Annotated in this window: 16 protein-coding genes and 1 tRNA gene; 8 read left to right on the top strand and 9 right to left on the bottom strand. The window is 35.3% G+C overall.

The genetic code is table 11. From position 1 onward, the window contains the following. Positions 1 to 198: 198 nt before the first annotated feature. The 5 genes from MSWAN_RS05400 to MSWAN_RS05380 all read left to right on the top strand — a co-directional run bounded on the left by MSWAN_RS05400 (position 199) and on the right by MSWAN_RS05380 (position 7,006). Entirely contained in the window at positions 199 to 1,827 is a 1,629-nt protein-coding gene (locus tag MSWAN_RS05400; protein ID WP_013825603.1) for a methylamine methyltransferase corrinoid protein reductive activase, read from the top strand. A 545-nt stretch (positions 1,828 to 2,372) separates the two neighbouring features. Further along, the gene (locus tag MSWAN_RS05395; RefSeq protein WP_013825602.1) at positions 2,373 to 3,755 is read left to right on the top strand and encodes an MFS transporter; all 1,383 of its coding nucleotides are present in this window, start codon (positions 2,373 to 2,375) and stop codon (positions 3,753 to 3,755) included. 158 nt (positions 3,756 to 3,913) lie between these two features. Next, entirely contained in the window at positions 3,914 to 4,516 is a 603-nt protein-coding gene (locus MSWAN_RS05390) for a TetR/AcrR family transcriptional regulator (protein WP_013825601.1), read from the top strand. Between the two features lie 139 nt (positions 4,517 to 4,655). Next, positions 4,656 to 6,098 carry a DHA2 family efflux MFS transporter permease subunit gene (locus MSWAN_RS05385; protein WP_013825600.1) on the top strand — a complete coding sequence of 481 codons (1,443 nt, stop codon included), beginning with the start codon at positions 4,656 to 4,658 and terminating at the stop codon, positions 6,096 to 6,098. 239 nt (positions 6,099 to 6,337) lie between these two features. Beyond that, complete coding sequence (locus MSWAN_RS05380) at positions 6,338 to 7,006, top strand: hypothetical protein (RefSeq protein ID WP_013825599.1); 669 nt, start codon at positions 6,338 to 6,340, stop codon at positions 7,004 to 7,006. 597 nt (positions 7,007 to 7,603) lie between these two features. On the opposite strand, the gene pheS is transcribed toward MSWAN_RS05380, so the two are convergent. From pheS to MSWAN_RS05355, 4 genes are all read right to left on the bottom strand, one after another. Continuing rightward, positions 7,604 to 9,148, bottom strand: a complete 1,545-nt coding sequence (gene pheS / locus MSWAN_RS05370; RefSeq protein ID WP_013825597.1) for a phenylalanine--tRNA ligase subunit alpha — start codon at positions 9,146 to 9,148, stop codon at positions 7,604 to 7,606. A 143-nt stretch (positions 9,149 to 9,291) separates the two neighbouring features. Then, positions 9,292 to 10,311, bottom strand: coding sequence for a triphosphoribosyl-dephospho-CoA synthase (locus tag MSWAN_RS05365; RefSeq protein ID WP_013825596.1), 1,020 nt, complete (start codon positions 10,309 to 10,311; stop codon positions 9,292 to 9,294). Between the two features lie 160 nt (positions 10,312 to 10,471). Continuing rightward, positions 10,472 to 11,443, bottom strand: a complete 972-nt coding sequence (gene hemB, locus MSWAN_RS05360) for a porphobilinogen synthase (RefSeq protein WP_013825595.1) — start codon at positions 11,441 to 11,443, stop codon at positions 10,472 to 10,474. A 181-nt stretch (positions 11,444 to 11,624) separates the two neighbouring features. Continuing rightward, the gene (locus MSWAN_RS05355) at positions 11,625 to 12,326 is read right to left on the bottom strand and encodes an endonuclease III domain-containing protein (protein ID WP_013825594.1); all 702 of its coding nucleotides are present in this window, start codon (positions 12,324 to 12,326) and stop codon (positions 11,625 to 11,627) included. 321 nt (positions 12,327 to 12,647) lie between these two features. Here MSWAN_RS05355 and MSWAN_RS05350 point away from each other — a divergent pair, with 321 nt between their 5' ends. From MSWAN_RS05350 to MSWAN_RS12940, 3 genes are all read left to right on the top strand, one after another. Next, positions 12,648 to 13,094, top strand: a complete 447-nt coding sequence (locus MSWAN_RS05350; protein WP_013825593.1) for a GNAT family N-acetyltransferase — start codon at positions 12,648 to 12,650, stop codon at positions 13,092 to 13,094. A 133-nt stretch (positions 13,095 to 13,227) separates the two neighbouring features. Further along, the gene (aroC, locus tag MSWAN_RS05345) at positions 13,228 to 14,385 is read left to right on the top strand and encodes a chorismate synthase (protein WP_013825592.1); all 1,158 of its coding nucleotides are present in this window, start codon (positions 13,228 to 13,230) and stop codon (positions 14,383 to 14,385) included. A 140-nt stretch (positions 14,386 to 14,525) separates the two neighbouring features. Continuing rightward, positions 14,526 to 14,681 (top strand): hypothetical protein, encoded by a 156-nt coding sequence (locus tag MSWAN_RS12940; RefSeq protein ID WP_013825591.1) that lies wholly within the window; start codon positions 14,526 to 14,528, stop codon positions 14,679 to 14,681. 78 nt (positions 14,682 to 14,759) lie between these two features. Here the strand turns inward: MSWAN_RS12940 and afpA are convergent, their stop codons facing one another. From afpA to MSWAN_RS05320, 5 genes are all read right to left on the bottom strand, one after another. Continuing rightward, positions 14,760 to 15,317: an archaeoflavoprotein AfpA gene (afpA, locus tag MSWAN_RS05340; protein ID WP_013825590.1), complete on the bottom strand. Its 558-nt coding sequence runs from the start codon at positions 15,315 to 15,317 to the stop codon at positions 14,760 to 14,762. Between the two features lie 324 nt (positions 15,318 to 15,641). Next, positions 15,642 to 15,715 (bottom strand) — tRNA-Thr (locus MSWAN_RS05335). 125 nt (positions 15,716 to 15,840) lie between these two features. Next, positions 15,841 to 16,617, bottom strand: a complete 777-nt coding sequence (locus MSWAN_RS05330; protein ID WP_013825589.1) for an MBL fold metallo-hydrolase — start codon at positions 16,615 to 16,617, stop codon at positions 15,841 to 15,843. Between the two features lie 120 nt (positions 16,618 to 16,737). Further along, positions 16,738 to 17,667, bottom strand: a complete 930-nt coding sequence (locus MSWAN_RS05325; protein WP_013825588.1) for an MJ0548 connectase family domain-containing protein — start codon at positions 17,665 to 17,667, stop codon at positions 16,738 to 16,740. A gap of 309 nt (positions 17,668 to 17,976) precedes the next feature. Further along, complete coding sequence (locus MSWAN_RS05320) at positions 17,977 to 18,897, bottom strand: DUF362 domain-containing protein (protein ID WP_013825587.1); 921 nt, start codon at positions 18,895 to 18,897, stop codon at positions 17,977 to 17,979. Positions 18,898 to 19,224 lie beyond the last annotated feature (327 nt).

Genomic DNA, 19,224 nt, shown 5'->3' with positions numbered 1-19,224 from the left:
TCCAATAAAAACTGGATCCAAGTTTGTTTTCCCAGTGGAAGTTAAATTAAAATTTTTTTTAATAGTTTCCCATGGAAATTTATGGTTTTTTTGATTAGAAATTTAAATAGATTTAAATAGCTTTTCAGATTAGAAACTAAATAATTTCAGTAAAATTAAATTTATAGAAATTTAAACTCAAATGAAAAGAGGCAACCTATGAAAGAGAAATACGCAATAGCGTTAGATATAGGAACCAGTGGTATCAGAGCACAGGCCCTGGATCTTGAGACCTCAAAGGTAATTTCTACTGCTATCACTCTGAGACACCCATTACCCGGTGCTAATGTGGTGGATCACCTCCATTTTGCCATAGAAGTGGGTGAAGAAACAGCACACAAACTCCTTATTGGCACGATTAATAATGTGCTAAAGAGTCTGGGCATAGACCTTGAAAATGTTGAGAGATTGGCTGTCTGCGGCAACCCCATACAGCTTTCATTATTTCACAATATAGAAATCAGAGATTTAGCTTACTGGGGAGAAAATGCCCTTAAAAGATTGAATGTAACTCCACCATCAAGAGATGCTACAGTTGTATCCCCCGAAGAGATAGGGCTTGAAGTAAATCAAAAAGCTGAAATATACATTCCTCCAGCCATAAAACATGAAATTGGGGCAGATGCTCTTGCCATGCTTTTTAAATCAGGTATTTTAGAAAAAAAGGGCATTTATCTGGTTTCTGATTTTGGAACCAATGCTGAAATAGCTCTGGTCATAGATGGAGAAGTTTATACATGTTCTGCTGCAGCAGGACCTGCAATAGAAGGACAAATGATAGAGAAAGGCAGGTTGGCTTCTCCAGGAACAATCTGCGATTTCGAACTCGTTGGTTCTGGATGGAAAAGTCATGTGCTGGACGATGAACTCATGGTCAAAGATGGAAATGTAGTTGATCCTGCAACTGGGAAGGTTCTTCTAAAAGGTGAGATGGATGGGAAATCCAAGGGTATAACTGGAACAGGGGTTATTGCTGCTTTCAGTTTGGGTTTGGATACTGGTATAATATCTCTTCCCAAGATAAAAAGTCCTGATCACATGATCAATCTGCAAGATGGGATTTATCTTTCAGAAAAGGATATAGTCATGATAGGCAAGGCTCTAGGAGCTTTTAGAGCTGCTTATTTAACCCTGGCAGAAGAGGCAGGAATTCTTCTAACTGATATAGATTCAACCTATATGGCAGGGGCCTCAGGATTTTATGTAGACCCACACAAATCTCTGGATGTTGGGCAGATACCACCATCTTCTCAGGAGATCTACCAGTTAGGAAACACTTCTCTGGCAATGGCAAGGGACCTGGTTTTGGATCCAGATCTCCTTGGAAAACTCCAGGAAATAGCGAAAGGTATGCGTAGCAGGCACATAATGCTTGCCACATCGGATATATTTGAAAAAATATACTCACTTGAGCTATCTCTCTACGAACAGGGCATGCCATTCTGGATGTACAATGACTGGTTGAATAAGTACGGTTTCCAGAAGATCCCCCCAAAGGTTTCCAATCCTCAGATACACAGAATCTTCGAAAGGGACATACCAGAACTGGGTGAAGATGGCCTAAAAATAGTTAAAATCAGTTCCACATTGAAGGCATCTTTTGAAGGATGCACAAATTGCATGACCTGCACCAGAAATTGCCCTGAAAATGCCCTCAAAATGGAAAATGGAGAAGCCACGGTGAGAACAGACCTGTGTAATGGTATGGGATGTTTGAAATGTCAACTCTCCTGTCCTGAAAAGGTATTTAAGTTTGGGAAGTTTCTGTCCAACGAAACAAATAAATGATGGTAGTTTGTAAAATTTAAATTCAATTTTTCAAATTTTTCATCCCATATTTAGGGATCATGGTATAATCAAGATCTTTAGGATCTTAAATATAGTCCTAGGGATCCTATAAGATCGTGAACATAAATATCTTAAATAAGTGATATATTCTTAATTTTCATTTTCTAAATCTTCCTTATTTTGAAACAGTTCAAAACTGTCATATATTAAGCCAACAGTATACATGTAACCGGTAATTTATGGTAATTTCCACAGTTATAACTTTTAACAAAATTATTAGGGTTACAGCTTGGTAAATAAAAAATTGAAACGGATAAAATAGTTTTGATAAATTTAGAAATGAAATTGCAAATTATACTTGTTATATTTTTAATATTTTGAATTTATTTGAATATTGATTTGTAACCTGGTTTTTAGATATATTGTAAATTTTAATAGATATAGATTTGATAAATTAACGTAAATTTAATAAATTCCGAATTTTAACTCATTTTTGAGTACCAAATTTTAAAAAGTCTTTTAAAGCATTAATACAAACTTATTTTATGGATTTATTGGGCAAGAACAGGATGTTAATCCTGCTTTTCATCGGAGTTTTCATGGGGTCCCTTGATATAGGGATTGTTGGACCAGCACTTCCAGGGATTCAGGTCTATTTTGGAGTAAATGAGAGGGCAGTTTCATGGATATTCACTATATATATCCTATTTTTCATGATTGGAACACCATTAATGGCCAAATTATCAGATATTTACGGCAGGAAATCCATATACATTCTAGACGTGTTTATCTTTGCTGTTGGGTCGCTTATAACCGTAACATCCTTTTCATTTGAAATGCTGCTTCTCGGACGCGCAGTGCAGGGTATTGGAGCTGGAGGAATATTCCCAGTTGCAAATGCATTCATAGGTGATACATTTCCTCCAGAAAGCAGGGGCAGTGCACTTGGTATTTTAAGTTCAGTTTGGGGTTTATCAGGAGTTTTAGGGCCCGTTTTAGGCGGATTACTCTTAAGTTACGGTTGGCAATGGCTTTTTATTATAAATCTACCAATAGCCGCTGCTGTAATTATCGGAAGCTCCAAGATACTTCCAAAAACAGCGCGAAATGAGGATGTTAAGTTTGATTGGTACGGTATAACAGTTTTAAGCGTGCTTGTAGCTGCATTGGCCTACGGTGTCAACCAGATAGACACCACCAATGTAATAGGCAGTTTAACCTCCATATCAGTATTGCCCTTTTTATTGACAGCTGTGGTTTTACTTCCTGTTTTATGGAAGGTGGAAAAAAGTGCTGCAGATCCCGTGATTCAGGTGGATCTCTTCAAAAGTAGGGAAGTAAAACTTATAACAAGTATATCTGTAGGTACCGGCCTCTGTCAGGCAGCCACAGTATTTGTACCAGCTCTAGCTGTTGTTGCACTGTCTCTCAGCACACCCATGGCAAGTTTGATGGTTTTACCCCTTGTTTTGGCAATGGCTGTAGGTGCCCCCATTATCGGGAAACTCCTTGATAAATTCGGTTCAAGGAATATAATGTTCGTTGGAACATTTATACTGGTTATTGGGCTTTTTTTAATTGGTTTATTTGCAAACTCCTTTTATCTATTTATATTTGCAGGTATTCTCATGGGTATCGGTATGAGTACAGATATAGGTTCGCCTCCAAGGTACATCATGCTGGTGGAAAGTCCTCCAAAGGAAAGAGCAGCAGGACAGGCACTTATAAACGTCAACAGCAGCGCAGGTCAGCTTATTGGTGGTGCCCTTATAGGGGCTGTTATAGGGTCTCTTGGAGGTAAAATAGGAGGATATGAGTCAGCTTATATTCTTATAGCTTTTGTAGCTATTTTTATGGTCATCTTGTGTATTGGACTTAAAAATAAAAAAGAACAGCTTGAAACCATGAAAAGAAACTTTGATACATAAATGAAACTTGGAAGGTACTAATAATAATTTTAAATATGATACGTCTTTTAACGTTAACAATTTGCTTTAAAAATTTATTTCAGTTATATTTAAATAGGAAGATTTAGTTACATTAATATGATTATATAGACCAGTCATTATAATTTGGTTTTGGTAATATGGATGAAGAGATTAACACAAGGGATAGGATAGTTAGGGCTGCAACACGCCTTTTTCAGTTGAAGGGGTATCATGCCACAGGATTGAATGAGATTCTGAGGGAAAGCAATGCACCTAAAGGTTCCTTGTACTATTATTTTCCAAATGGAAAGGAAGAATTGGCCCTAGAATCTATTGAGTTAACCAAGGTCTTTGTTGAAGAGACCATAAGGAAAAGGCTTTCAATGATTGAGGATCCTGCTGAATCCATTAAAAATGCCATTCAAGAGATGGCAGATTTCATTGATATGGAAGAAAACGAGAAAATCTCCTTTAAAAGTACTAAAAAGGTTTCCGTTAATCTAGTTGCACTTGAAACATCTTCAAGCAATGAAAATTTAAGGAAAGCCTGTGAATCTGCTTTTGATGCGTGGCAGAATGTTTATGCTGAAAAACTGATCCAGGGAGGTTTCACAAGACAAGAAGCCCAAAAATTAAGTATGGTAATTCAATCCATGATTGAAGGAGCCATAGTCATGTCACTGACCAAAAAAAGTGATGTACCCTTTTTTGAGGTTGCAGAAACCATTCCATCCATATTAAGACTAAAAAATAAGAACTAAGGATCATTGAAGCTTTTTTTAATGATTTTTTTTAATTAAATATTATGTAGACCCGTCTAATTATAATGCCGTTTCTAAAATGAGTCAAAAAATGCGCTGAGTTATTATATAGACTGGTCTAATAGAGGAGTATTTAAAAATGGTATCAACTCAAAATGAAAATTACACTATTAATAAAAGTAAACCCAATAAAAGCACCACTTATCGGATTTTAACCATATTGTTGATTGGCGGATTCCTCTCAATGCTAAATGAAACTGCATTAAACATTGCATTTCCCCATATAATGTTACAATACAATATTTCAGCTGGAACAGTGCAGTGGTTAACCACAATCTACGTTCTTGTTTCAGGTATTGTATTCCTTATCAGTGCCTTTCTTATCCAGCGATTCTCAACAAGAAAATTATTCATATCCTCAATGATCTTTTTAATTATAGGAACCACTATATCAGGAATTTCAACAAATTTTCCAGTTTTATTTATTGGACGTGTAATACAGGCAATTGGAACAGGCATACTTGTGCCCTTAATATTTAACACTGTGCTAATATTGATTCCACAAGAAAAAAGAGGATTAGTCATGGGACTTGTGACTCTCGTAGTCCTCTCCGCACCAATGTTTGCACCAGTACTTATGGGCTTCCTTATGGGATTTATGGACTGGCACTGGTTCTTTTTAATGGTTTTAGTCTTTTTTGTAGCTACAATAATTTTAGGACTATCTTCTTTAAGGAACGTCACAGAAATTACACATCCTAAACTTGATATTTTATCTGTTATCTTAGCTGCTGTGGGATTCAGTGGAATTATAACTGGTTTTAGTGGCCTAGGAGAGTATGGATTAAGTCTAAATGTAATTATCCCCTTGTTTATAGGCTTAGTTAGCCTTATTCTATTTACAATACGCCAATTAACTTTAGAACATCCTTTACTGGATCTTCATGTTTTTAAGTATCCTTTTTTCACAATAGGAATAATAATTAATGTAATTAATGTTATGGTTGTTTTTGCAGTAGTAATTATACTTCCAATATATCTACAGACTGCAATTGGAACCACATCTTTAATTGCTAGTCTTGTAATGTTGCCAGGAAGTATTTTTAACTGTTTCTTACCACTTCTCGCAGGCCATATATATGACAAACATGGAACAAGAATTGTCATTAGCTCAGGCCTTGCCCTTATGTGCATTTCCATGATATTTTTATCGCACCTTTCTGCTTCAACTGCCCTTATGATCGTGTTAATTATGAATTGTGGTTTATATGTAGGATCAGCCCTTTTAATGTCACCAAATCAGACAAATGCCCTGGGAAACTTGGATTCTAAGTATTATGCTTCAGGTTCAGCTATAATGACATCTTTACAGCAAATTGGAGGTGCAATAGGTTCATCATTATTTGTCAGTTTCATGACATTCAGCCAGAACAACTACCTCCAAAATCTCATCAATCCAACTGCCACACAACAGGTCTCAGCACTGGTATCCGGTGTGGACTTTGCATTCTTAATAGGTGCAGTAGTGCTCGGGCTGGTTTTCGTTCTTTCACTGTTTTTAAAACGTGAAACACCCACTTAAATCCTTTATTTAGTGATAAAATGATGAAACATAACTAATGAAATTCTCCAGTTATATTATGATTATCTCACAGAAATGTTTTGGCAAAACACTATGAAGATGTATTGATATTAAAAACAATTAAATCCCAACAGTTTGAATACATAAAACATTGTAATGTTTGATGAATTTAAAAAAAATTAAGAGATGATGAGTCTTAAATTAAATTTATAATCTTTTATTAGACAACAGGTGATTAAATGGGTTATTTAATATGTGGTAAATGCAAGAATTACTATAAATTGCAATCGGAGGAGTCTGCAAAAGATTTTGTTGATCACTGCGATTGTGGCGGTAAATTAAGATACGTTGAAAATTTGGACATTGTTGATCCAAATTGGAAACAAGCCCAAATCACGAAAAAAAGTACAAAAAGAGAAATTCTAAGAAACAAAATACAATCCCTGCATTCTATCCGAAATTTGAATCTAAAAACCCGTTTAGTTCAATTTTGGAATAACCGCCGATACAAAATCCACAACGCCCAAAATTGGAATAATAATTATAACACTCATTATAATAGAGAAACAGGCCTCATAGGCCTTATAAATTCTATAAAAAATGAGCTTAATTTCAATAACATCCGATGGCCTTTAGTAATACCTGTAACAATGGCAATTACTGTAATATTCACCATTACACAAGGTATCCTTACTCTGTTAATTTTTCTATTGTTAGCAGCTGTTGGTTACTTATTTAACGACCAACTGATTGGAACTAAAAATGCCGTAGTTACTGGTGCTATTTCTTACTTTTTAGGAAGTCTATTTACAGGTTCATTCCTCTATTTAATACCATTAACCATATTAGGAGCTATTAATGGAGCTGTTTGTGGATGGATAGGAGCATACATCAAAACAAAAATATGATTATTTTTTGGATAAAAATGTATTATTTAAGTGTTTAAAATTTAGGGAGTTCTACAGATAAACACTTTTTTAAGATTTATTTTCCAACTAGTTTGAAACTCCTAACATCATTTTCAGTTACCATGTGATTATCTGTGACTTGTCCGCGTGACAATATAATTGAATGAAATAAAGTATAAATCCAACAAAACATCCACTCATTAAACATAAAGTAATAAAACCCATTAAATTTGAAGCAAAAAATTTAATGTTCTGATAAACTACAAACAAAACAGTACCTTGACAAAATAATATAAAAAAATAATTGAAATAAAAATTTACATAATCTGATTTCTTAACTCTATATTTATTAAATAAAATAAAAGGAACTATAACAAAAGCAATCCCTAAATATGTTAAAAAAGGCTCAATTAACCAAATTAACAAAAACAAAATAAAAATAACTATACTTAAAATTAACGATAACATATGTTCCCTCATATTAACCACTTTTCCTTTTAACATGATAAAATAATATATTTCCCCTTTTCATTTCAATGTAACAACAATGCAAAAAAAAGTATAGTAATGGTAAAAAAACAAAAACTGGTGAAACCATTAATCCAGTTTCACACCCTGCACAACAGGCAGTCTTCTAAGCCAGCCTATGTCGCTCTTGTAAAGCATTCTTATATCGCTGATTCCATATCTTATCATGGCTAACCTTTCTATTCCAAGACCAAATGCCAGTGCAGGTGTTTCAATTCCTAAAGGTTCTAAAACCTCTGGTCTGAACATACCAGACCCTCCAAGCTCTATCCAACTCTTCTTTTCAGGTAAATAAATCTCACACTCTGTAGAAAGGTATGTGTAAGGGAAGTATGCCGGTCTAAATCTAACTTTAAAACCTAATTTACGGTAAAATTCTTTAAGTATTCCTAAAAGGTTTTTAAAGTTTATATCTTCACCTGCTACAATTCCTTCAACCTGATGGAACTCAGGAAGGTGTTTGTAGTTTATGGTTTCTCTTCTGAAGACCCTTCCAATAGAAAACATCTTGAGTGGAGGTTTGTTTTCAGCTAAATAGCGTGCGGATACACATGTTGTATGTGTACGTAGAACTGATTGCCTTGCAACATCGATGTTCCATGGGTACTGCCATCCTTCAGAACCTGTGTCTCCTCCATTTTCATGAACCCTTGAAACCCTTCGAACAAGCTCATCTGATGGTAACTTTGCATTTTGAGGGTTTTTAACGTAAAAGGTGTCCTGCATTTCCCTTGCTGCATGGTCCTGAGGCTGGAAGAGGCAGTCAAAGTTCCAAAATGCAGATTCCAAAATGTTTCCACTGGCCTCTGTGAAGCCCATGTTAAGGAAGATTCCCCTTATCTCATCAATTATCGTTTGAAGTGGATGTATCTTGCCCGGAAATGTCTCAGGATGCTCTGCATTTATATCGTAACCCCTGTAATGCAGTGATTTCCATGACCCTGTTTTCAACTGCTCATGTGTGAGCTGAGTTGCTTCTTCTTTCAGTTCAATACCAATATCAAGAAGTTCTTTTCCTTTTCCTGTTATTTTCAGGGTGTGGGTGGTTTTTTTATTAATCTTTATGATGTTTTTTCTCTTCTTTAGGTTTTTGAAAGATGTTTTAAGATCCTGTGAGAGATCTTCAATTGGCAGCTGTCCCCTTTCAAGGATGAGTTTTAAAAGGACCTCGTCATTGTCCTCCAATGATACAGCATTCCTGCCTTCCTCAGTTATGATAATATTTCCCTTGTCAATTGTGGCCCAATGTTTTTTAAGAAGCCATCCAATTGCTATTTTAACTTCAGCTGGATCAACACCTGATTTTTGAGCCATATCCTTCATATGAATTGTTTCATATTCATTTAAGGCTTTCAACATTCTCTTTTCAGGCAGTCCATCTGCTGCATATTCTCTGCCAATATCAGTCAGATCTACAAACTCCTCAACATCCTTCTGGACTTCTATAATATCCTTTGAGGCCAGAGAACCTGCCGAACTCATCACAGATTTGATATTCATATCTTGAGCTTCACAAACGTCCTCAGGTGATACTTCACCATCTGAAGCTTCAAGAACCTTTAATATTTTTTTTTCGTAAATGTGTAATTCATTGATAATTTTTTGAAGCTGCATGCTATTTATCCTCACTTTTAATTTAACGTCCTTGTTTAAAAATAATTATTGTTCAACCTTTAAAAAATATTGATTTTAGGGTCGATGAATTTTGTTAACGTAAAAAGACTCTAAGACCATTAACCCTTGAAGTATTCTTAAAATTATATAACCCGATTATAAATTTCAAATTCATCCAGAAGGGCCACCATTATTGATGAAGCTGTTAAATCGGCTGTTGTGCCAGGATTTAATTTGTTTTTTACGAGTTTATCATCAAATCTTTCAACGAGTCCAAGCCCATCTGCTAAAATTCCCCCGTTATTCAGCACAGCTTGTGCACCCTTTGAAACAGCTTTTGCTTTCTCTTCACCGTATTTTCTGGAGATAAGAGTGTCCGGATATTTTGATAGTATGGTGAGAAATGTTTGAACTGTGGCCTTGTTTATATCATAATCAGATTTAACGGACCTGAAAACTGGAAAGCCCGTTTCAAATGTTACTGGCATTTTGTTTGTAAGTTCGTATGAGAGCATATCCCACTCGGCGGATATATCGAGAACATCAAACATGTTGATGTCCTTTTCAATGAGCTCGTCTTTTGCAGCATCACTTCCAACGTCAAGTTCATCCCGTTCGCCCATTCCACCAGCATCAGCAATATTTATGGCATCATAGAGGTTTACAGCATCATCGGAGGTTGTTGAATCCATTATTAAACCGATATTTTTCCTTAAATTAGTTATATCTGTCTCTTTTGAACAGCCTTTACCAATGCTATTATTTGAGCAGTTTTTACTGCTATTTGAACAGCTTTTATCAGTGTCTTCGTTTAAATCTTCTAAACTACCAATCATTCCTGCTGCAGCTGATATTGGTGTAAGGAGCATCACAATACCAAGATTTGTGTTGTTTGCAATCCATTTGTTGGTTTCAATAACTGCGGTTTTTATAAGTTTTCCTAATTTAATTTTATGGAAAGATTCAGGATTATCTTTGTATTTAAGCCCTATTTTTGCGGCTTTTTTCATTGTATCTCCAATTACAACGCCACTTATAAGAAAGTCTTCAAAGACCATATCATCAAAATCATGGGTCCTATGTACGTTTCCCGGCTTTGGATGTCCACTAACTTCAAGAACCGATGCAATTTGAGCTGTTTTTGCAACAAAATTTGGATCCACTTTTACTTCTCCTTTTCTATGAATTTAATAATGTATTTTGTATAATAAATTAAGGGTTGGTCTAATTTATAGACTAATCTGTTTTGATTTAATTGGTTACTGATAAAGATTAATTCAGTTAATCCTATGTTAATCAGGTTTTGATTAGGGGTGATACAAACTAAATTTTCCCCTCTAAAAATTCAGGTGCAAAGTAGGTGATTATAAGGTCTGCACCCGCCCTTTTTATGGATAACAACGATTCATATATGGAATCTTCAGTTATGTAACCTGCATCTATTCCAGCTTTTAACATTGAATATTCACCGCTTACCTGGTAAGCTGCTGTAGGCATTTTAAATTCATCTTTTACAGCTTTTAAGACGTCAAGGTAAGGCATGGCGGGTTTCACCATCACTATATCAGCACCTTCCCCTATGTCAAGTTCAACTTCCCTTAAGGCTTCCAGAAGGTTTGAGGGATCCATTTGATAAGTTTTCCTGTCACCAAAACCTGGGGCAGAAGATGCTGCCTCCCTGAATGGGGCATAAAATGAAGAAGCATATTTTGCAGAGTAAGCCATTATGATTGTGTCATAGTAACCATTCAAATCCAGTGTTTTCCTTATAGCACCAACTCTACCATCCATCATATCTGATGGAGCCACAACATCAGCTCCAGCTTCTGCGTGACTTAAAGCAATTTTTGAGATGTAATTCAGGCTTTCATCATTAAGGATTTTATCATCTTTAACCATTCCACAGTGGCCATGGGATGTGTACTGACACATGCAGACATCCGTCATAACAATAAGGTCTGTTTCTTCCTTCATGCGGCGCACTGCCTGTTGAACAATTCCATCCTTGTTGTAGGCTTGAGAACCTTTCTCATCCTTTTCAAGTGGCAGTCCAAAGATCATTATGGAAGATAGTCCTATATCCTCAAGTTCTCTGGCCTTTTCCACGGCATCATTGATAGAATACCTGTACTGTCCAGGCATGGTGCTTATATGTTCTGCATGCCCGTCAGCCAGCCCCTCCTTTACGTACATTGGGTATATAAAATCTTCAGGATTTAACTTTGTTTCACTCAGTATATTTCTTATCTGGGGAGTTTTCCTTAATCTTCGCATTCTTGTAATTGGAAATTCCATTTTATCACCTAAAACTAAATCTGAATGGATAATTATTTCATAGTGAAATATTATTTTATTTAATATTGGTTTAAATAACTTAAAAATATGTAGTTTTAGATGCAAAATAACTAAAAAATTCAACAAAAAAACAAAAATCAGAACTTTTAACAGAATCAGATTCTTGAGTAAATCAATACACCTACAAATCTTTCAAAGGATCCCCCACACCATAAGGCTTCTTTTTATAGTAATGTTTGGCATGTTCCACAATCAGGGCGTGATATTCCTGGTACATAGCTGTATCCCGTGGTAAACTGGACTCAAAAAACTTTTTTATATCCATATAATTTGCATTATCCTTCACAATTCCCAAGTGTGAAAATATCCTTTTAGTGTAGGCATCCACTACAAATTCAGGTTGTTTAAATGCATAAAGAAGAATTGAATCGGCAGTTTCGTTTCCAACTCCTTTAACAGCTAACAATTCCTTTCTTTCAGGGGTTCTCCCTTTCAATGATGTGAAAAATTTGGTAATTTCTTTAAGGTAAACAGCCTTCTGATTTAAAAATCCTGCACATCTTATGGCTTCTTTTAAGATGTTATCATCAATTTTTAGAAGTTTTTGAGGAGAAACAACATCTAATTTTTTCAAGTTTAACAAGGCCTGTTCAGCCGATGTCCAGGCTGTGTTCTGGGTTAAAATAGCTCCCAATATAATTTCATAAATTTCATCTTCACTTCGGGGTAATTCATAGTTTTCAGGGTGGTATCCCCTTACAGAACCCGTTTTTGTTGGGTTTGTGCCATCATGACTCATTAATGGCCACCATCCCTGAGGGCCGTAGAGATCGTAGAGTTTCTTGTATATCATTACTATCTTTTCTGCTCTTTTCCCTGTCATAATAATAAATAGGAAGAAATGTTATATATTTATTTAAAATAAGGAAATTATTTTAAAAAAGATAAGTTTATGAATTGAATCTTTACGAATTTGAATAACAGCTAACAGAACATAATTTAACTTCATTTAAACTTTATAAACTTTCTGTATCCCCCCATATTAGCCCTATTGTCTTACTAAAGGAGTAACTCTTGAAAAAATGATTTGTTGTGAAGTCATTAACAAGAAATGTTATAAAATCTGGAAAAGTTATAATGAAATTTATTTATAATCCAGCGTTATACACTAGAATCATGAAAAAATCAGTAATAGAGAGATTATATGATTGAGAAGGTACGTTTAATAAAGTATGATGAATTAAAAAAACTTCTATCGCTTTATGAGTATCTAGTTCCAGATGATCCTAAATTAAAGATAGATAAAGCCCTGAAAGGACATTGGGATGAAATACTATCTGATCCTAATCACTTTTATCTAGTAATTGAAGAAGATGAAATGCTTGTTTCATCATGCAATCTAACCATAATTAAGAATCTAACAAGGTCCGCCAGATCATATGGGTTAATAGAAAATGTTGTTACTCACCCAGATTATAGAAAAAGAGGATATGGAACTGCAGTTTTAAAAAAAGCAGTAGGGATAGCTCAAAAAAATAACTGTTACAAGGTAATGCTGATGACAAGCCAAAAAGATGAAAGCACATTAAGATTCTATGAAAAAGCAGGATTTAATATGGGAGAAAAAACTGCATTTATAGTGAGGATCTGAGTTTACGTTTGTTAACTAAATTAATAAAGGTAAATTTAGATATTAAATATTATAATCAGGAAATTTAAGAAATTTAAATATTAAATCAAATTCAAGCTAAAAATTTCATAATCATTTATTAGGATGTGAATCCATGTCAGGAAATAAAATTGGTGAAATGTTTAACGTCACAACCTTCGGTTCAAGTCACGGCACCGCTCTGGGGGCCATTGTTGACGGCTGCCCTGCAGGCCTCGAGCTTTCAAGAGATGGTATTCAGGCAGAACTGGATAAAAGAAGACCCGGCACAAGTAAGATAACAACACCTCGAAGCGAAAAAGACCAGGTTAAGATTTTATCCGGTATATTTCAGGGCAAAACCGATGGAACACCCATAGCAGCTGTGGTTCAAAACAGAGACATGAAATCATCAGCTTATGAGTCATTAAAAAACACACCAAGACCAGGGCATGGAGATTACACCTGGAAAGCCCGCTACGGCCATTATGACTACCGTGGAGGCGGTAGGGGGAGCGGTCGTGTTACAATAGGTCATGTAATCGGAGGTGCGGTTGCAAAAAAACTTCTTAGAACATTGAATATAAAAGTGCTGGCCCATGTAACTCAGGTAGGGAATATAAAAGCTCAAAAAATTGATTTCAGTAAGATAAACTCTGAAATAACTGATTTTAATGAAAATTCTGATGAAATGAATGAATTTAATGAGATAAAACGGAACATAGAAAAAAATTCAGTTCGATGTGCCGACCTTGAAGCTGCAGAAAAAATGGAAAATTTGATCCTCAGCATGAAAGAGAATGGAAATTCAGTTGGTGGTATCGTTGAAACACTTGTCTTAAACACACCTGCAGGTCTTGGTGAGCCAGTATTTGATAAGCTTGATGCAGATATTGCCAAGGTCTTGATGGGAATAGGTTCAGTTAAAGGTGTTGAGATAGGGGAAGGTTTCAGATCTGCAGAACTTTCAGGTTCCCAGATGAACGATGAGTTTTACATCAATGGTAACAATGTTAAAACAAAAACGAACCGAGCTGGAGGAATATTGGGTGGTATATCCAATGGTATGCCAATTGTTGCCAGAATTGCTGTGAAACCAACACCTTCAATATCAAAACTTCAAAAAACAGTTAATATGAAGAATATGGAGGATGCTGAAATCGAAATAAGGGGACGGCACGATCCATGTATCTGTCCAAGGGTTACAACAGTTGCCGAAGCTGTTATGGCCATAACAATTGCGGACCATCTTATAAGGGGCGGTTTTATTAACCCCTGCAAGTTATCCATGTAAATTAAAAATTTATAAATTAGAAATTAAATTCACTTAACTAAATCTCATGATAAATTAAATTATTCAGATAGATTTCATGAATATAGAGGCATTGAATAAATTTATTTTTAGAAATTTGAAAAATTTGTAAGGGTGATAAAATGGATTGGATCGTTGTGGCAAAATGTGATGAATGCGCTGAAGAGAGAAGCTATGAACTGCAGGGAAAAAGACCACCTTATTCCATCGGAGATTTCGTTGATACTTGCAAGTGCGGTGGAAAATTTATTGTAACTGAGATAAGGGAAGTTGGTTGAGGATAGTTATGGTGAGGATGTATTAAAATTTGATAAGGATGAATATTATACCAAACTCACCATTTTTTTTTAGTAAATTTAAACAAAATATTCAGCAAATACTTGGGCAATATCATCAGGCTCTTTCAATACGAATGTTTTGTACATTTTAACCAGCTTTTTGACGTGTTCCACATCTTCTTTTCTTATGGTGATTTTCAAATCATCCCCATCGGGGAGTTTGGTAATGGTAACGCCTTCCTCATAATCTGAAGGCAATATGTATATGGGAACGTCTGCTTTCTGCCCCATGATGGCTGCATTAGAAATTAAGGTGTCTCCCATTCTCATGGCGATCTTGGCTACGGTGTTGGATGTAGCAGGTGCTATTAACATGAATTCATATTTGCCTAACTGGATATTGCCCGCTAAAAATGGTGCATTGGCATTAATTTCAACCCAAATTTTGTCAAAATTTGTTTCTATATCATTGGCTATTCCATAATATTTCACAACCTGATCTCCAGATTTTGAAATAAAAACTTCTATATCTACCTGGTCTTCATATTCTTTTTTTATTTTTTTCATCACTTCTATTGTTTCCAATACTTTATCACCGGCGCCTGTAATTCCCCAGGCAATCTTCCTTTTTTTCATTTTAAACTCCTCTTAACTATTTTTAAGAAAATTTCACCAGTGGTTATTGATGCCTGATCATTGGGCACTGGAGTCTTTGTTAGTCGAAAGTTTCTATCTTTCACACATACCTAGGTATTAAGATGGCTGATATTAACACAGTTATATTATACTATGTTTCTTCGATCATTTTTATTTTTAATCAGATCAGATTATTCCCAATTGAAAAAATTGATGGAACAGGCTGAAATCGTAAAATCTAATCAAAGGAATGGATAAAAATTAGACATTAATGTACTCATAGAATAAATCAAACTTTTAGTTTTAAAATGTATCAAGTTTAAAAGCCTCGGGTGGGAATTGAACCCACGACCACGAGATTACGAGTCACGCGCTCTACCAGACTGAGCCACCGAGGCATAAAAAAGTATCAGTAATCTTTTTTTGTTTAATTAGATTTAAAGTTAACTGTAGCTATTCCCTCTACAAATGTCATTTAATTACTTCATAAATGGACAAATTATTGATTATAATGGTTTTCAGGTTAAAACTCGTCAAGTGTCTGCTGTTCTGCCATAAAACCATCCAGGTTAATGCCCATGCCGTCTCGAGCTGCCAGAGTTTTGATACCAGTATTTTCAGTTATTCTTAGAGCCTCCCCTTCGGGATTGTCGGTTATGAATTTCATACCGAGGTGGGTCATTATGGCAAGTTTGGGTGAAACATTATCTACTAACATCTCAAAATCATCAGCACACATGTGTCCCCTTATTCTTTCACCATCAGCCCTTATAACACTTGCTATGAGTACATCTGCACCTTTATGTTCTTTGTAAAGATCTTCAAAGTACTCTGTGTCTGATGTGTAGGACAGGGTGAAATTTTCGTATTTGAACTGGAAACCAATACATTTAGGGTCTCCGTGGATGGTTTTGGTTGCTTTTATACCAATGTTTCCCAGATTTTTTTCATCACCTGCTTCCATTACCACTACTTCAGGCTTGCTGAGGTGGTATTGGGATATACAGGGGCCCCATTTTTTGTATCCTTTGATCACACTCGTACTTCCGATAATTGTGCCCTTTCTACGGGTCATTCCCCGTGTTATGGCTTCAAGAAGCACCTCTGCATCGGAGTAATGGTCTGTGTGTGAGTGAGAAACCATGACACAGTCCAAATTCATGGGATTTAAACCGAACTGGTAACTTCTAACTAAAGCTCCAGGACCTGGATCCAAATGGATATTTTTACCGTCAATTCCATCTATTCTAAATCCACCAGTCATCCTCTTCTGGGTTATGGTCGCGAAAGCGTCCGCCACCACTTCCTAAAAATGTTAATTGCATTTTGTCACCTTTTTTTATTAATAAAAACTTCATTACAACAGCTTTATTTACAACTTACTTACTTTATTTCATGCACCTTATTATTTATGGAGTTCTTATTTATCAGATTTACACAGCATAACAGTACAATTCAAACCAGCCTTTGTTCTTTTGATACAAAGGTTTTCATCCATTACAACAGCTTTATCACCAATTTTAACCTTAGAACTATCTTTAATTTCCATTTTAATAGTGTCACCAGATTTTGCAAGCAAGTTAAAGTTCAAATCAAGGGCTTCAACACCCTTTTTCAGGGTTACTTCAACTTCATTTCCTTGAACATCTGTGACCTTCCCAACTTCACCGTGGTCAATTATCTTTGATACAACGTTAATTGTCTGGGCAGTCTTTACCATTTCATCTGTTAAATCTTCACGCCATTTTTTAAGGTCCTTAACATCAGTGATTATGGTGGTTCTTAAAAGCTCTTTAGCCTCTTTTTTATCTATGTCTGCATGTTTTATGAATAGATCATATTTTTGGCTCACAGACGGTGTTTTTGCAGCCACTTCTTCCATAGCTGCTTTAAATATTTCTCCGATATCTTTGAGGTTTGTTTTCTTTTTCCAGTGATTCTGTATGTATTTATTTGCAATTTCTTTGGTTACTTTGTTTCCAAAAACCACTATAGAACTTTCTCCAGTTTTAATCCGTTTTATTTCAGAACCAAGAAGTTCTACCACATTGTAAGCCCCTGTTGTCCCGTAAATTCTTTTTCTTTTGGTTTCAAAGGGTGTTTTAAATCTCACTTCTCCAACAACTATATCTCCTATCTCCCTGATCTTTTCTGCATCATCTGTTATTTTAAGAGTTATTCCAAGGGATGAAGCCTTTTTTAACAGTTCTTCATCTGTTTTAATTGCTCCAGAGTAGAGTTCTTCCTCCAGCTTTTCTCTAGTTTTTTCTTCTCCAAAAAAGCCGATTCTTCGTTTATCAGCTATCATTACGCATCCTTTGCTTCCGATATAGGTTATTATGAGACTCATTTGAACACCAGTGCTTATCTTCTTAAAGGGATGTTTAATTGTGACTTTTATATAATTTGCGTTTATCTAAAAATAATGGATTTAAAATATTAACAATAGATAATTTACTACTATAAAACAGGAAAAAAATGAAATTAAGAAAAATTATTGAAGTAGAAATAGGATGAAGTAAGATAATTGAAGTATAATACAGAACAAAGTAGGATAAGTAAATAAAAGTTGATACAAAAAGAGTTTATTAATCTAAAACTTATTAGATCTTAAATCTAAAACCTATTAACCTATTCTATTTAAAATTAAACCTTGTTTTCAACCTTGTTTCTCAAGTATATTTTCTATATCCTCTGAGATTATCTTACTATCCTCATCAACAGGTATTAAGCTTATTTCATCCGCTGATTCAATTCCAACACCCAATTCTGCTGCCCTTCGTATCTGGTCAAGTTCAAATATCCTGCCGTTTGAAACTTCCCTTGTGGTGCCATAGTACCTTAAAATAGCAACCCCCACAGCATCAATTGCCACTCTATCTGTACCTGCCAGGAGAAGACTTGGCTCAACAACAACCCCAGTTTCAGGCCCTTTGTTCAAAAATACTTTCATTGCATCCATTAAAATAACATCAACATTGTAGTAACTGTTTATTTCTGCTATCATGAGCCTTTGAAACGGTGACAGATGAAGTTCCCCCATGTAGTTGTAAATACCTCCGGGCACCTTTTTGGCAACAAGCCCCACAGAATTTTTAAGCGAAAGGGTGAAGTGACCGCCAAATCTGTGGGTTTTAAGGCAGCAAGTCTGAACAACTTTTTCAGCATCAAGAAATATTTTTGAGATGTAAAATCCATTCAACCAGTGTGTTCCATCCCTCTCAATTTTAACCCATCCTTCTGCACCTTCATCATCCAATACAACAACTTCAAAGTTGTATTCCTGGGCCAGATCATAAACTCCCATTTTTTCAAGGACTTTAGTGGTATTCCCCATCCCACTTCGCTCAGCAAGGATTATTTTACCGGATTCTGCTGTTTTAAGCTCATCTAAAATAGTTTGTAGGGTCTGAATGTGGGTTGAAGCAGGAAATGGATCTGCGCTGTTGAAATTGGCCTTTAAAGCCACAGTTTTATCTTTAAAACCATCCATAGCAAGATTTTCAAAGAGTTTCTCTATACCCTCTTGTCTATCTGTTGTTTTAACCAGAAAAACTTCTCCAGCATTATCTTTTACCATTAAAATCCCCCTTATCAGTTAATGTATAATAATGACTAGATTAATGGTTTGAATAATGATTAAATAACGGACGCCTTTTATTAAAGAAATTAATCACGTATAAATCTTGAAAATGTTGGAGAAAATAAAAACATGTGATTTCTGCTGAATAGTAAATTGCAGTAATTGAAGGAAGATACAGTTAAATCTGAAAATAATGAACGAAAAGTTACACATACCCCTTTCACATTAAAATTAGTGTGCATAATATTACATATTTGTCCACTTTATAATATAAGATTATCTCAAGACCATCTTTTCGGCAGATTTCATATCATTGACACTTTC

Origin of the sequence: Methanobacterium paludis (genome assembly GCF_000214725.1) — an archaeon.
Lineage (GTDB): Archaea > Methanobacteriota > Methanobacteria > Methanobacteriales > Methanobacteriaceae > Methanobacterium_C > Methanobacterium_C paludis.
The sequence above is the reverse complement of the archived record's forward strand: the minus strand, read 5'-3'. Positions and strand labels throughout refer to the sequence as shown.